10 protein-coding genes and 1 tRNA gene are annotated in these 14,019 nt (G+C 67.6%); 2 read left to right on the top strand and 9 right to left on the bottom strand.

The annotated features are described in order from the left end of the window. Positions 1–186 precede the first annotated feature (186 nt). Positions 187–1,311 (top strand): alpha/beta hydrolase, encoded by a 1,125-nt coding sequence (locus tag MKK65_RS20595; RefSeq protein WP_243959991.1) that lies wholly within the window; start codon positions 187–189, stop codon positions 1,309–1,311. Between the two features lie 43 nt (positions 1,312–1,354). Here MKK65_RS20595 and scpA read toward each other — a convergent pair whose 3' ends face one another. From scpA to MKK65_RS20640, 9 genes are all read right to left on the bottom strand, one after another. Next, the gene (gene scpA / locus MKK65_RS20600) at positions 1,355–3,520 is read right to left on the bottom strand and encodes a methylmalonyl-CoA mutase (RefSeq protein WP_243959992.1); all 2,166 of its coding nucleotides are present in this window, start codon (positions 3,518–3,520) and stop codon (positions 1,355–1,357) included. Positions 3,521–3,576: 56 nt separating this feature from the next. Further along, positions 3,577–4,359, bottom strand: a complete 783-nt coding sequence (locus tag MKK65_RS20605) for an SURF1 family protein (protein ID WP_409565467.1) — start codon at positions 4,357–4,359, stop codon at positions 3,577–3,579. Between the two features lie 14 nt (positions 4,360–4,373). After that, the gene (cyoD, locus tag MKK65_RS20610; RefSeq protein ID WP_058190963.1) at positions 4,374–4,778 is read right to left on the bottom strand and encodes a cytochrome o ubiquinol oxidase subunit IV; all 405 of its coding nucleotides are present in this window, start codon (positions 4,776–4,778) and stop codon (positions 4,374–4,376) included. Next, complete coding sequence (gene cyoC / locus MKK65_RS20615) at positions 4,775–5,407, bottom strand: cytochrome o ubiquinol oxidase subunit III (RefSeq protein WP_058190964.1); 633 nt, start codon at positions 5,405–5,407, stop codon at positions 4,775–4,777. Before cyoC ends, cyoD begins: the two co-directional genes overlap by 4 nt. Before the next feature lie 4 nt (positions 5,408–5,411). After that, positions 5,412–7,412 carry a cytochrome o ubiquinol oxidase subunit I gene (cyoB, locus tag MKK65_RS20620; protein WP_058190965.1) on the bottom strand — a complete coding sequence of 667 codons (2,001 nt, stop codon included), beginning with the start codon at positions 7,410–7,412 and terminating at the stop codon, positions 5,412–5,414. 75 nt (positions 7,413–7,487) lie between these two features. Further along, on the bottom strand, positions 7,488–8,744 hold the full coding sequence (gene cyoA, locus MKK65_RS20625; protein ID WP_243959994.1) for a ubiquinol oxidase subunit II: 1,257 nt from the start codon (positions 8,742–8,744) through the stop codon (positions 7,488–7,490). 118 nt (positions 8,745–8,862) lie between these two features. Continuing rightward, positions 8,863–10,200 carry an MFS transporter gene (locus MKK65_RS20630; protein ID WP_058190967.1) on the bottom strand — a complete coding sequence of 446 codons (1,338 nt, stop codon included), beginning with the start codon at positions 10,198–10,200 and terminating at the stop codon, positions 8,863–8,865. Positions 10,201–10,390: 190 nt separating this feature from the next. Further along, a complete protein-coding gene (locus tag MKK65_RS20635) occupies positions 10,391–12,577 on the bottom strand; it encodes a glycosyltransferase family 2 protein (protein ID WP_243960024.1) in 2,187 nt (728 codons plus the stop codon). Beyond that, positions 12,577–13,620: a hypothetical protein gene (locus MKK65_RS20640; protein ID WP_243959995.1), complete on the bottom strand. Its 1,044-nt coding sequence runs from the start codon at positions 13,618–13,620 to the stop codon at positions 12,577–12,579. Before MKK65_RS20640 ends, MKK65_RS20635 begins: the two co-directional genes overlap by 1 nt. Positions 13,621–13,938: 318 nt before the next feature. Here MKK65_RS20640 and MKK65_RS20645 point away from each other — a divergent pair. After that, positions 13,939–14,013, top strand: a tRNA-Val gene (locus MKK65_RS20645). The last annotated feature ends 6 nt before the right edge of the window (positions 14,014–14,019 follow it).

Consider the following 14,019-nt stretch of genomic DNA (forward strand, 5'->3'; position numbering starts at 1 on the left):
TGCCCGCCCTGGGACCCGGCGTCACCCGTGCAGCGCACCATCGCGCCATCTTTGTCACAGCGGTTTGAACGGATCGGCCGACGAAACCGGTTCTTCGTGTGTCGGTCCGGTTCACCAGCGGTTGCGCCCGCCAGGTCGCGACGGTTGTATCGCCCGAGCTGCCAGATAAGGCGGCCGGGAGGATCCATGTCGGACGAACCATCGCAGACGCGCCCGCGCCTGGGCAGGACACAAGTGGAGACCGGATTGCCGCGGCGACAAATGTTCGGGGCGCTCGCGGCGGCGGGCCTCGCCGCCACCCTGCCACCCGCCGCCGCGACGGCTGCACCGACGGCACGGCTGCAGACGGAGGAATTCCGCCTGCCGTGGAGCGAGCCGGGCATCGACATCTACGTGCGCAACAAGCACCCGGCCGGCACGGACCGGTTCCCGGGCGACCGGATCCTGCTGTTCGTGCACGGTTCGACCTACCCGGCCTCCACGGCCTTCGACCTGCCGCTCGGTGGGATGTCGGCGATGGACTATTTCGCCGGCCAGGGGTTCGACGTCTACCTCGTGGACCTGCCGGGCTACGGGCAATCCGGGCGCCCCGCCCCGATGAGCGCCCCGGCCGCCGACAACACGCCGTTCATGCGCACGCCGGACGCGGCCAAGGTGGTGGGACAGGTCGTCGACTTCATCCTGAAGCGGCGCAGCGTCGACAAGATCGACCTGATGGGCTGGTCCTGGGGAACCTCGACCATGGGGCTCTACACCAGCACCCATAACGAACGGGTCAACCGGCTGGTCCTGTACGCGCCGCAATGGCTGGCGCGCACGCCGGCCCTGATGAGCGGCGGTCCCGGGCCGTTGGGCGCCTATCGCAGCGTCAGCCGGGACAGCGCCAAGGTGCGCTGGCTCACCGGGGTGCCCGAGGACAAGCAGGCCGACCTGATCCCGCCCGGCTGGTTCGACCAATGGGCCGACGCGACCTTCGCCAGCGACCCGGTCGGTGCCCGGCAATCGCCGCCGGTGCTGCGTGCGCCGAACGGCACCGTGGCCGACAAGGACGCCTACTGGGCGGCGGGCAAGCCGCTCTACGATCCGGGCGACATCCGCGTGCCCGTGCTGCTCATCCACGCCGAGTGGGATGCGGACCTGCCGAGCTACCAGGCGCAGGAATACTTCACCCAGCTCACCCACGCCCCCTACAAGCGCTTCATCGAGCTCGGGGAGGGCACCCATACGGTGATGATGGAGAAGAACCGCATGCAGTTCCTCCACGCGGTGGCGGCCTTCCTCACGGAGGCCGACCCGCAGGCGTTGAACTGAGTGTCCTCCCGTCTCCCCGCGATCGGGGAGACGGGACCCGACCCTACTCCGCCGCCTGGCGCGCCGCGTAGCCCAGCCGCTCGTTCAGCGCACGGATGAGCTTGACCGCGGCCTCGGCGATCACCGTGCCGGGCGGGAAGATCGCCGAGGCACCGGCCGCCACCAGGGCGTCGTAGTCGCCCGGCGGGATCACGCCGCCAATGGCGATCATCACGTCGTCGCGGCCCTGCTCGGTGAGCGCCGCCTTCAGCTCCGGCACCAGGGTGAGGTGCCCGGCCGCCAGCGAGGAGACGCCGACGATGTGCACGTCGTTCTCCACCGCCTGCCGGGCCGCCTCGGCCGGGGTGGCGAAGAGCGGCCCGATATCCACGTCGAAGCCAAGGTCGGCGAACGCCGAGGCGATGACCTTCTGGCCGCGGTCGTGCCCGTCCTGGCCCATCTTGGCGACCAGGATGCGCGGCCGGCGGCCGTCATTCTCCTCGAACGCTTCCACCAGGACCCGGACTTCCTCGACCACTGGCGACATGCCCCCCACCTCGCGCTTGTAGACGCCGGAGATCGAGCGGATCTCGGCGCGGTGCCGGCCCCAGGCCTTCTCCAGGGCCTCGGAAATCTCACCCACGGTCGCCTTGGCCCGGGCCGCGTCGACCGCCAGCGCCAGCAGGTTCTCGTTCGTGTCGGCGGCCTTGGTGAGCGCCTCGAGCCGGGCCGTGACGGCGGCCTCGTCGCGCTCGGAGCGCAGGCGCTTGAGCTTGTCGATCTGGAGGCGGCGGACATTGCCGTTGTCGACCCGCAGGAGGTCGATGGCCATGTCGTCGTCGGCCTTGAACTTGTTGATGCCCACGATCGTCTGCCGGCCGGAATCGATCCGGGCCTGGGCCCGGGCGGCGGCCTCCTCGATCCGCAGCTTGGGGATGCCGGCCTCGATCGCCTTGGCCATGCCGCCAAGCTGGTCGACCTCGCGGATATGCTCCCAGGCCCGCGCCACGATATCGGCGGTGAGCTTCTCCACGTAGTAGGAGCCGCCCCACGGGTCGACGATCCGGCTAGTGCCGCTTTCCTGCTGCAGGAACAGCTGGGTGTTGCGGGCGATCCGGGCCGAGAAGTCGGTGGGGAGCGCCAGCGCCTCGTCGAGGGCATTGGTGTGCAGGGATTGCGTGCCGCCCTGCGTCGCCGCCATCGCCTCGATATTGGTGCGGGTGACGTTGTTGAACACGTCCTGGGCGGTGAGCGACCAGCCCGAGGTCTGCGAGTGGGTGCGCAGGGCCAGGGATTTTTCCGATTTCGGATCGAACCCCTTCACGAGCTTGGCCCAGATCAGGCGCGCGGCCCGCATCTTGGCGATCTCCATGAAGAAGTTGGTCGAGATCGCCCAGAAGAACGACAGGCGTGGGGCGAACTGGTCGATGGTCAGGCCGGCGGCCAGCCCCGCCTTGATGTACTCGACGCCGTCCGCCAGCGTGTAGGCAAGCTCCAAGTCGTTCGTCGCCCCGGCCTCCTGCATGTGGTAGCCGGAGATCGAGATCGAGTTGAACTTCGGCATGTTCTGCGACGTATACGCGAAGATGTCCGAGATGATCCGCATCGATCCCTTGGGGGGATAGATGTAGGTGTTGCGGACCATGAACTCCTTGAGGATGTCGTTCTGGATCGTGCCGGCGAGCTTTTGCGGCGGCACGCCCTGTTCTTCCGCGGCGACGATGTAAAGGGCGAGGATCGGCAGCACCGCGCCGTTCATCGTCATCGACACGGTCATCTCGTCGAGCGGGATGCCGGAGAACAGCGTCCGCATGTCGTAGATCGAGTCGATCGCCACGCCGGCCATGCCGACATCGCCGGAGACGCGGGGATGGTCGGAATCGTAGCCGCGGTGGGTGGCGAGATCGAAGGCCACCGAGAGGCCCTTCTGCCCGGCCGCGAGGTTGCGCCGGTAGAAGGCGTTCGAATCCTCGGCCGTGGAGAAGCCGGCATATTGCCGAATCGTCCAGGGCTGGGTGACATACATGGTCGGGTAGGGGCCGCGCAGGAACGGCGCGATGCCCGGATAGGTATCGAGGAACTCGATGCCCTCGCGATCCTCGGGCCCGTACCGGCCCTTCACCGGAATGCCCTCCGGCGTCATCCAAGGCTCAGGCAAAACCGGCGCTGCCACCGCAAGCGGCTCGCCGACCCAAGGAATCTCGGCGAAGTTCGGAATGCGGGTGGTCATGGCGGTGACTCGTTATGGCGTTTGTCACCTCATTATAGACGCCCCCGGAAACCGGGCTACTCCCCCACAGGTCTAGACGTCCGACGGCCGCGGAGGATGTAGATCACCGCGCCCGCCAGCATCAGCGCCATTCCGTACCAGGTCAGGGCGTAGATCAGGTGGCTGTTCGGGAAGGCGATCACCGTGAGCCCGCCCACCGGCAGGCCGCCGGGATTGGGCGCGGCGTCGGCGTCGACGAAATAGGGAGCGACGTCGGTGAGGCCCCGTGCCGCCGCGATGGCGGCCACGTCGCGCGAGTACCAGCGCCCGTCCTTCGGGTCGTTCGACCGCAGGAACGCGCCGCCCGGCTCGGTCAGTCGCAGGAGGCCCGTCACGCGTGTCTCGCCCGCCACCTGCCCGGCCTGCCGGGTCGCAGGATCCCGGTTCGCGCTCGGCACGAAGCCGCGATTGACCAGCACCAGGCTGCCGTCGGGCCGGCGCAGGGGTGTCAGCACCCAGAAGCCGGCGCCCCGCTCGGTCACGGCCTGCACCAACGTCTCCCGGTCATGGAGGAAGACGCCCGAGAGCGACACGTGCCTGTAGGCGTCCTCAGAGCCGACCTGCGGCCACGCGGCGGGGCCGGGGGCTGGCACGGCCGGCGCGTGGACGCGGGCATCGACCCGGGCGATCAGATCGAGCTTCCAGGTCCGGCGCTGGACCTGCCAGGTCCCGAGCCCCAGCAGGACGACGAACACGAGGCCCATGGCGACGCCGAACACGACGCGCCGCAACAACGACAGCGGGGCCGGGGAGGGGGCCGAGCCCGGCTCAGCCCCCCCTCCCGACCCCGCGGGCCTCATCGCCGGACGCGCGCTCAGCGGGCGTTGTTCATGACGTCGTGGGCATCCATCGGCATCATGTTGTGGTTGAGGTGGTACATCACCCACACCGAGCCGGCGAGCATGATCACCACCACCATGATGGTGAAGATCAGCGCCAGGAAGGTCCAGCCGCCCTCCGACTTGGTGTTCATGTGCAGGAAGTAGATGATGTGCACGACCATCTGCACGCCGCCCAGGGCCAGGATCACCAGGCTGGTGACGAGGCTGTTGTCGAGCACGTTGCCCATCACCAGCCAGAACGGGATCACCGTCAGGATCACCGACAGGGCGAAGCCGGTGATGTAGCTGCTGAAGGAGCCGTGCCCGCCCTCGCTGTGGGCGTGCGGGTCATGCGTGCCCTCACCGTGACCGGTGAGGTGGTGCGCGTCGGCGCTCATTCGAGCACTCCCATCAGGTAGACGACGGTGAAGACCCCGATCCAGATCAGATCGAGGAAGTGCCAGAACATCGACAGGCACATCAGCCGGCGCTTGTTCTCGACGATGAGGCCGTGCTTGCGCAGCTGCACCAGGAGCACGACCAGCCAGAGGATGCCCACCGAGACGTGCAGGCCGTGCGTCGCCACCAGGGTGTAGAACGACGACAGGAAGGCGCTGCGCCAGGGCGGGGCGCCCTCATGGAACAGGTGGACGAATTCCCGGATCTCCAGGGCCACGAAGGCCACGCCGAACAGGCCGGTGATCGCGAGCCAGATCTGGGTCTGCTTGATCCGGTCCCGGTCCATCTCCAGCATGGCGAAGCCGTAGGTAATGGACGAGAACAGCAGCATGGCGGTGTTCACCGCGATGCCCGACAGGTCGAACAGGTCCTTGGGGGTGGGCCCGGCCGCGTAGCTGCGGCCGAGCACCCCGTAGGTCGCGAATAGGGTCGCGAAGATGAGGCAATCGCTCATCAGGTAGAGCCAGAACCCGAGCATCGTCGAGCCCTCGGAATGATGGCCCTCCTCGTCGGTCTGGTAGAAGACCGGCGCCGCAGCGCCGGGGGGTGCAGTCTCTGCGTGCATCATCGAATCACGCCATTTCCAGTTCGCGCGACCGCTGCCCTTCCGTCCGACTGACCGTGTCGGCGGGAATGTAGAAGTCGCGATTGTAGTTGAAGGTGTGGAGGATCGCGACGACGATGATCGCCACGAAGCTGAGCGCCGCCAGCCACCAGACGTACCAGACCATGGCCAGGCCGAAGGTGAAGTTCAGACCTGCCAGGATGGCGCCGGACGCGGTATTCTTCGGCATATGGATCGGCTTGTAGCCGGTCATGGGCCGGGCGAAGCCGCGGTTCTTCATGTCCCACCACGCGTCCGAATCGTGGACCACTGGGGTGAAGGCGAAGTTGTAGTCCGGCGGCGGCGAGGAGGTGGACCATTCCAGGGTCCGGCCGCCCCACGGGTCGCCGGTCAGGTCGCGCAGCTTCTCGCGGTTGCGGATCGAGACCACGAACATCACGATCTGCGAGGCGATACCCAAGGCGATGAGCCCCGCGCCGCAGGCCGCGATGACGAACCAGATCTGCAGCGACGGGTCGTCGAAGTGCTGCATGCGCCGGGTCACGCCCATCAGGCCGAGCACGTAGAGCGGCATGAAGGCGACGTAGAACCCGCTCACCCAGAACACGAGGGCCATCTTCCCCCAGAACTCATCGAGCTTGAACCCGAAGGCCTTGGGGAACCAGAAGGTCACGCCGGCGAACATGCCGAACAGCACGCCGCCGATGATCACGTTGTGGAAGTGCGCGATCAGGAACAGCGAGTTGTGAAGGACGAAGTCGGCCGGGGGCACCGCCAGCAGGACGCCGGTCATGCCGCCGATCACGAAGGTGACGATGAACGCCACCACCCACATCATCGGCACCTCGAACCGGATCCGGCCGCGGTACATCGTGAACATCCAGTTGAAGATCTTCGCGCCCGTCGGGATCGAGATGATCATCGTCGTGATCCCGAAGAACGAGTTCACGTCGGCGCCCGAGCCCATGGTGAAGAAGTGGTGCAACCACACCAGGTAGGCGAGGATGGTGATCACCACCAGCGCGTAGACCATCGAGGTGTAGCCGAACAACCGCTTGCCGCAGAAGGTCGAGGTGATCTCGGAGAACACCCCGAAGGCCGGCAGGATCAGGATGTAGACCTCCGGGTGACCCCAGATCCAGATCAGGTTGAAGTACAGCATGGCGTTGCCGCCAAGGTCGTTGGTGAAGAAGTGCGTGCCGACGTAACGGTCCAGCGACAGCATTGCGAGAACCGCCGTCAGGATCGGGAAGGCGGCCACGATCAGGATGTTGGTGCACAGCGACGACCAGACGAAGATCGGCAGCTTCATCATGGTCATGCCCGGCGCGCGCATCTTCACGATGGTCGCGATCAGGTTGATGCCCGACAGCAGCGTCCCGATGCCGGCGATCTGCAGCGCCCAGATGTAGTAGTCGACGCCGACGCCGGGGCTCATCGCGGCCCCGGAGAGCGGCGGGTAGGCGAGCCAGGTGGCGCGCGAGAACTCGCCGACGAAGAGCGAGACCATCACCAGGATGCCGCCCGACACCGTCATCCAGAAGCTGAAGTTGTTCAGGAACGGGAACGCCACGTCGCGGGCGCCGATCTGCAGCGGCACCGCGAAGTTCATGAGCCCCGTGACGAACGGCATCGCCACGAAGAAGATCATGATCATGCCGTGGGCGGTGAAGATCTGGTCGTAGTGGTGCGGCGGCAGGAAGCCCTGCTCCGAACCGAACGCCACCGCCTGTTGCGAGCGCATCAGCAAGGCGTCGGCGAAGCCACGCAGCAGCATGATCAGCGCGAAGATGCAGTACATGATACCGATCTTCTTGTGGTCGATGGACGTGACCCAGTCACGCCACAGCGGCCCCCAGAAGCGGAAATACGTGATCACGCCGAGGACGGCGAGGCCGACCACGGCCACGCCGGCGAAGGTCGCCTGCAGAATCGGCTCGTGATACGGGATCTGCTCGATCGTAAATCGACCGAAGATCAACTGTTGTAGGTCCAAGTTTGCGAACATGGGATCGGCCCGTTCAATGGGTTCGACGGCGACCGCCGGGTTTTGGGTGTGGGGCCCGCGTTCACGCGAGCGTTCTTACTGGTTGAGCTGCTTGGGCGCGATCTGCCCGCCCTCTTTCTGGCCCTGGCTGTCAGGCGCCTTGATCTCGGGCGCTTTCTCCTGCCCGGGCAGCGCGGTTTCGCCCTGACCGCGCGAGTCCGGATTGCCCATATCGGGCCTGGGCTTCATGCCCTGCGGCTGCGTCTGCCCGTGCGGACCGGTCCCGGATGCCGGCCCGGTCGCGCCGGGGGCTTCGTTGCCGCGATCGGCCATGCGGTTGTCATACTGGAGCCGGTCGTAATTCGCCTCGGCCTCCTGTCCTGAAGCACCGCCCCGGGCGTCGATCTTCACCATCTCGCCGACGCACATCTGCTCCGGCCGCGGGCACATGCCGATGATCCGATCGAACAGGCCCTTCGCGTAGGACTTGTAGAACCGCGCCGGCTCGGACTCGCTCGGCTTTTCCAACTCCAGATAGGCGTCCTGGGTCAGCTCGCCGCCCTGCGCCTTGGTCTTGGCGACCCACTGGTCGAAGGCCTCGTTGGTCACGCCGTTGAACTTGAAGAACATGTTCGAGAAGCCGGCGCCGCTGTAATGCGCCGAGCGGCCCTCATAAGCGCCCTCGCGGTTGATCACCGCGTGGAGCTGGGTCTGCATGCCCGGCATCGCGTAGACCATGCCGGCCAGCGTCGGGATGTAGAACGTGTTCATCACGTCGGTGGCGGTGATCTTGAACTGGATCGGCCGGTCCACTGGGGCGGCGAGCTCGTTGACCGAGGCGATCCCGTATTGCGGGTAGAGGAACAGCCACTTCCAATCCATGGCGACCACCTCGACCTGGAGCGGCTCGACGCCGGCCGGGACGTCGCGCTTCGCGTCGATCTTGCTGAGCGGCCGGAACGGATCGAGGGTGTGGGTCCCGATCCAGGTCAGCGCGCCCAGCGCGATGATGATCATGAGCGGCGCCGTCCAGATCAGCACCTCGAGCTGGGTCGAGTGGTGCCATTCGGGATCGTAGACCGCGTCCTCGTTGGTGGCGCGGTAGCGCCAGGCGAAGAACAGGGTGAAGAAGATCACCGGGATGATGATCAGGAGCATCAGCCCGGTGGCAGCGAGCACCAGGTTGCGCTGCTGCTCGGCGACGTAGCCGGCCGGGCTCATGACCACGAGGTTGCAGCCGCCCAGCAGCGCCAGGACCGGCGGCAGGGCGAGAAGCGGCACGAGCCGCCGCGCGAGGCCGGCCCGGCGTGGGGCGGGCGCGATCCTGTCCGGAAGAGGGGTCGAAGAGGTCACAGCACTCGTCTCTTTATCCCAAGCCGCAGACGCGGCGTCCCTGCCGTGCCGCGCAAGACGCGGCAGTCCCGGCAGATTCTGGAGGGTGACCGCGCAGCCTTCGCCGCGCGGCGGCCGACTACATCTGGCGCATTTCCGACCGGTCGAGGAACAAGGCCGCAAGGGTGCAGGCCGCGCCCGACAGGAGATAGACCCCGACCATAGCCAGGCCGTAGCGCTGCGACAGGAACAGAGCCACCAGCGGCGCGAAGCCGGCACCGACCAGCCAGGCGAAGTCGGAGGTCAGCGCGGCGCCGGTGTAGCGATAGTGGTTGCCGAGCCGGGCCGTCACCGCACCGGCGGTCTGGCCGTAGGCGAGGCCGAGCAGCATGAAGCCGATCGTGACGTAGATCGTCTGGCCGATCGCGCTCTCGCCGAACAGGAGCGGTGCGATGATGCTGCCGAGCGCGAAGAAGGCGATCAGCGAGGCACTCATGATCAGGCAGTTGCGGCGGCCGATCTGGTCGGCGATCAACCCGGAGGCCGCGATGGCGCCGGCGCAGACGATGGCCCCCGAGAACTGGACGATCAGGAACTCGCCGGGCGAGCGATGGGTGTTGTTGAGCGCCAGCCAGGCGATCGGGAAGATCGTCACCAGATGGAACAGCGCGAAGGCGGCGAGCGGCACGAAGGCGCCGCGGATCACGTCGCCCGCATGGTGCCGGAACAGCTCCAGCGCCGGGACCGGCCGCAGCCGGTCGAGGTCCATCATCCGGGCGAACTCCTCGGTGGCGACCAGACGCAGCCGGGCGAACAGGGCGACGACGTTGATGGTGAAGGCGCAGTAGAACGGGAACCGCCAGCCCCAATCGATGAAGTCGGCCTCGTCGAGGTTGACCAGGAAGAACGCGAACAGGGCGCTGGCGACCATGAAGCCCAGGGGCGCGCCGAGCTGCGGGATCATCGCGTACCAGCCGCGGCGCTCCCGGGGGGCGTTCATGGCGAGCAGGGAGGCGAGCCCGTCCCAGGCGCCGCCGAGCGCCAGCCCCTGCAGCACCCGTAGCACCGCCAGGATGTAGACCGACGAAATCCCGATGCTGTCGTAGCGCGGCAGGAAGCTCACCGCTGCGGTCGCGGCACCGAGCAGGAACAGCGCGATGGTGAGCTTGACGCTGCGTCCGTGCCGGCGGTCGATCGCCATGAAGATCACCGAGCCGATCGGCCGGGCGATGAAGGCCAGCGCGAAGATCGAGAACGCGTACAGTGTCCCGGTCAGCGGATCGACGAACGGAAAGAACACCTTCGGGAAGACCAGCACGCAAGCGATGCCGAACACGAAGAAGTCGAAGTATTCGGACGCGCGGCCGATGACCACGCCGATGGCGATCTCGTTCGGGTGGACCTTGTGGTCTCCCATCGCCTGCTGAGCATCGCGCTCTAAAGTCGTGGCCGAGGCCATTGGGGTGTTCGCACTCATGGTTGACTGCCGCCCTCGCCGCGCGCCCGTTCGGGCACCATGGCCGGAACCGCCTCATGCGGCATGTCCAGAGGTATCGCAACCGGCTTCCGACGCAAGTTCACCCACTGACGCATGCATGCCACCCCGGGGGGAGCGGCGCGCCGACAGGGATGAAATCCGGCCCGCGTGGCTGGTCCGGTGCGCCGTCCTAGACCCGGTAATGCGCCGAGTTCCGTGACAGGTTGATGTTGTAGTAGGGGTCGGCCCGCAGTTCCGGTCCCCAGCGATCGAGCATGGTGAGCACCTCGCCCTCGAAGCGCTTGCGCTTCTCCGGCGTGTCCTCGGCCCCGCGGCTCTTGGACTCGTGGTGAATCAATTTCGCGAACGGCGTCCAGACGATGCGGTAGCCGGCCCGGCGGATCTTCAGGCACAGATCCACGTCGTTGAAGGCGACCTTCAGAGCCTCGGCGTCGAAACCGCCGACCGCCTCGAACACGTCGGCACGCATGGCGAGGCAGGCCCCCGTGACCGCGGAGACCTCATGGGCGATGACCATGCGGCAGAAATACCCAGGATCCGCGTCCGGCACGCCGAGATGGCTGTGCCCGGCGACGCCGCCGATTCCCAGCACGATGCCGCCGTGCTGGATCGTCCGGTCCGGGTAGAGCAATTTCGCCCCGACGGCGCCGATCTCCGGCCGCACCGCATGCCGGACCAGTTCCCCGAGCCAACCGGGCTCCAGCACCTCGACGTCGTTGTTGAGGAACAGCAGAACCTGGCCGGCAGCAGCGGCTGCACCGCGATTCGACAGGTCCGAGAAGTTGAAGGCCCCGGGGACGGGCACGACGCGCACCCGCGGATCGTCCCGATACCGGGCGAACAGCGCCGCGGTCTCGGGCTCGCGGCTGTCGTTGTCGACGATCACCACCTCGATGTCGGGATAGTCGGTGCCGGTCAGCAATCCGTCGAGGGTGACCGACAGGATCTCGGCGCGGTCCCGGGTCGGGATGATCGCCGAGACCCGGGGGGCCGGCTGCGGAAGCGGCCGAACCAGGCGGTTGAAGCCCGAGGGTCCGCGCTCGGCCCGACCGCCCCAGGGGGCCACGACCTCGTCGAGGGCGCGCAGGCGCGCCGCTTCGGCCTTGGCCAGGGACCGGTCCGAGAAGGTCCCGGAGCCCTGCGCGGCACGCCAGTGATAGAGCACCCGGGGGATGTGGCGGATGCGGGACGGGTCGAGCCCGTCGGTCAGGCGCAGCAGCAGGTCGTGGTCCTGGCTGCCCTCGAAGCCCGGGCGCAGGCCGCCGACGGCGCGCAGGGCCTCGGTCCGCACCACGGTGAGGTGGTTGATGTAGTTTTGCGCGTAGAGCAATTCGCGATCGAAACCCGGCTTGAAATGCGGGTCGAACCGCCGGCCGCGCCCGTCGATCTTGTCCTCATCGCTGTAGATCAGCACCAGCGCCGGATCGAGGCGGAGCGCCCGGGCGACCTCGTAGAGGGCATCCTCGGTGAGCACGTCGTCGTGGTCCATGAAGGCGCAGACGTCGCCGCGGGCGAGGCCCAGCGCGTCGTTGGTGGCCCGGGCGATGTGGCCGTTCTCGGACCGGGCATGCAGGCGGATGCGCGGGTCGGCCTCGGCGGCGCGCTGGAGGATCTTCGGGATCGCGGGCTGGGTCGAGGCGTCGTCGACGACGCACAGCTCCCAATGCGGGTAGAGCTGCGCCCGTAGGGAGGCGAGGGCGGCCTGGAGGACCTTCGGATCCGGGTCGTGCACCGGCATCAGGACCGAGATCAGAGGCGGGTTGGCCCAGGCGGCGATCTCGGCGGCGATCCCGGCCCGCTCGGCCCGGCGGTAGCCGTGGGCGCGGATCCAGGCCTCGTATCCGGTAACCCGGCGATAGGCCAGCGCCCGGCCAAGGAGGCCCCGCGCCCGCACCTTCTTGCCGAGGATCCTCCAGTATAGCGCCTGCAGGGCGAGCGCAGGCTCGCGGGGCAGGGCGCGCGGCACGAGGAACGGCCGGGAGAGGCGGCGCACGGTGACCCGTCGCAGTCGAGCCGGGATCCGTCCGGCGGGATCGGCCACCCGCAGCGCCATGACGTCCTCGGGGAGGCGGCCGATCCACGTGAAGGCGCCGCCGCCTGAGGCTTCCTGGGGCAGCAGCGGTCCTGGACGGCCCTCCGGGCCGACGAAGGCCATACTCGGAACCGTGTCCAGCCCTTCCGTCGGGTCGTTGGACAGGGTGATCTCGAGCCAGCGGCCCGCGAGCCCCGGGAGCTCGATCCGCATGCCGTCCGCCGCCGCCCGCACCGGCAGGGGGCGGCGCTTGCGCCCGGCGCCGGTCAGGTGCGCCGGCGGAAGGCGCGGCTCGGGCGCCCCGGTCTCGCTCGACCGCACGATCAGCTCCAGCTCTTGTCGATCGAGTCCTTCACCGCATCCGACATGGCAACGTCGAACACCAGCATCTCCTCCACCGCCTTGACCGTCCGCAGGCGCTCGGCCAGCGCCTGGGTCTCAACCGGGACCGGCGGCGGGACAGGCACGGGGGCGTGGATGCCCAGGTGGTCGAACAGGGTCGACGCGAAGGCGTGGTACCGGGTCTTGTGGCCGACGATGCCGACCCGGGCGAGGATCTCGATAGCGGCAATGGAATTGCCCGGATGCAGGCGATCCTCCGGCATGCGGGTGCCGAGCTGCCGGGTCAGCGGGTTGTAGAGCAGCCGGTAGGCCGGCTCCGGCAGCATGCGGAAATAGCGCTTGAGGCTCTTCACGTCGGTGAAGTCGTAGTCGCCCGAGAAGGACGCGGCCTCGGCGAGCGGCCCCAGGCGCCAACCCCACATGGGGTCGAGGGCGTCGCCGGCCCGGGCCTTCAGCCAGAGCATGCGGGTCGCCAGCTCGATGTAGGGGTCCTGCACCAGGATCGCGGTGATCATCAAGTCCGGCGTCATGAAGTTCTCATAGCGCGGGATCGTCACCGCCCCCGACAGAAAGGCCGAGGGGGCGGCCGGCCCGGTCAGGACGCAGGTCAGGATCTCGTCCGGCAGCTTGTGGATGCCGAAATAGCAGTGCTGGAAATGCGGGAAGAGCGCCGCCTGGAGGGCGGTCTCGGGCTCGATCCCGGTGTTGATCAGCATGGTCCGCAGCCGCACCAGCCCGTCCGGGGGCATGCGGCGATAGACCAGAACGTTGGTGTCGGCATCGTAGAGTTCGAGCCGCGGGATATCGGGCAGGCCCGGCACCTCGGCCGATGTCACCACGAAGGTGCATTGCCCGGTGGCGTGCCAGCCGTTGCGCTTGAACGCCTCGTCGATGACGCTGGCCGGGATCTCAGCCACACGCTGGCCGCCGACGGAGACCATCACCCGGCTGATGGCGAGGGGATTGTCCGGGACGATCCAGCCGCGGATCGAGTCGCCGTGATCGTGATCGATGAAGTAGCGCATGTCCCGAAGCTTGAGGCGGCGGAATGCCAGAACCGCCTCGGCGGCCCGGCCGAATACCGGCCGGCAGGCCCATAGCGCATTTTCTTCCCCGCGTGCACCATCGCGGTTTCCGGCCCGCGACGGCCAACCTTCCGCTTGCGCCCCCGCCAAGCACCGGCTATAGGCCCGGCCCACCGGTGCTGACACGGCACCGGCCCGGGTGCGTATCTCAGCGGGCGGGCACTACCTTGACAGGGTAGAGGTTCCTCCCGATAAGTCGCTGATCCGGTGAAGCTATTTCGGCGGCCTCAGGTTCACTGAACCTGAGAAGTTCGAAACGGAGACGTAGCACAGCGGTAGTGCATTCCCTTGACATGGGAAAGGTCACAGGTTCGATCCCTGTCGTCTCCACCATTTTCG

It is taken from the genome of Methylobacterium sp. J-001 (genome assembly GCF_022829565.1).
Lineage (GTDB): Bacteria > Pseudomonadota > Alphaproteobacteria > Rhizobiales > Beijerinckiaceae > Methylobacterium.

What these genes read in the sequence shown, in the direction of transcription:
- MKK65_RS20630 (WP_058190967.1), bottom strand. Translation starts at nt 10,200, where the DNA reads ATGAGTGCGAACACCCCAATGGCCTCGGCCACGACTTTAGAGCGCGAT.
- MKK65_RS20595 (WP_243959991.1), top strand. Translation starts at nt 187, where the DNA reads ATGTCGGACGAACCATCGCAGACGCGCCCGCGCCTGGGCAGGACACAA.
- cyoD (WP_058190963.1), bottom strand. Translation starts at nt 4,778, where the DNA reads ATGAGCGCCGACGCGCACCACCTCACCGGTCACGGTGAGGGCACGCAT.
- MKK65_RS20605 (WP_409565467.1), bottom strand. Translation starts at nt 4,359, where the DNA reads ATGAGGCCCGCGGGGTCGGGAGGGGGGGCTGAGCCGGGCTCGGCCCCC.
- scpA (WP_243959992.1), bottom strand. Translation starts at nt 3,520, where the DNA reads ATGACCACCCGCATTCCGAACTTCGCCGAGATTCCTTGGGTCGGCGAG.
- cyoB (WP_058190965.1), bottom strand. Translation starts at nt 7,412, where the DNA reads ATGTTCGCAAACTTGGACCTACAACAGTTGATCTTCGGTCGATTTACG.
- cyoC (WP_058190964.1), bottom strand. Translation starts at nt 5,407, where the DNA reads ATGATGCACGCAGAGACTGCACCCCCCGGCGCTGCGGCGCCGGTCTTC.
- MKK65_RS20640 (WP_243959995.1), bottom strand. Translation starts at nt 13,620, where the DNA reads ATGCGCTACTTCATCGATCACGATCACGGCGACTCGATCCGCGGCTGG.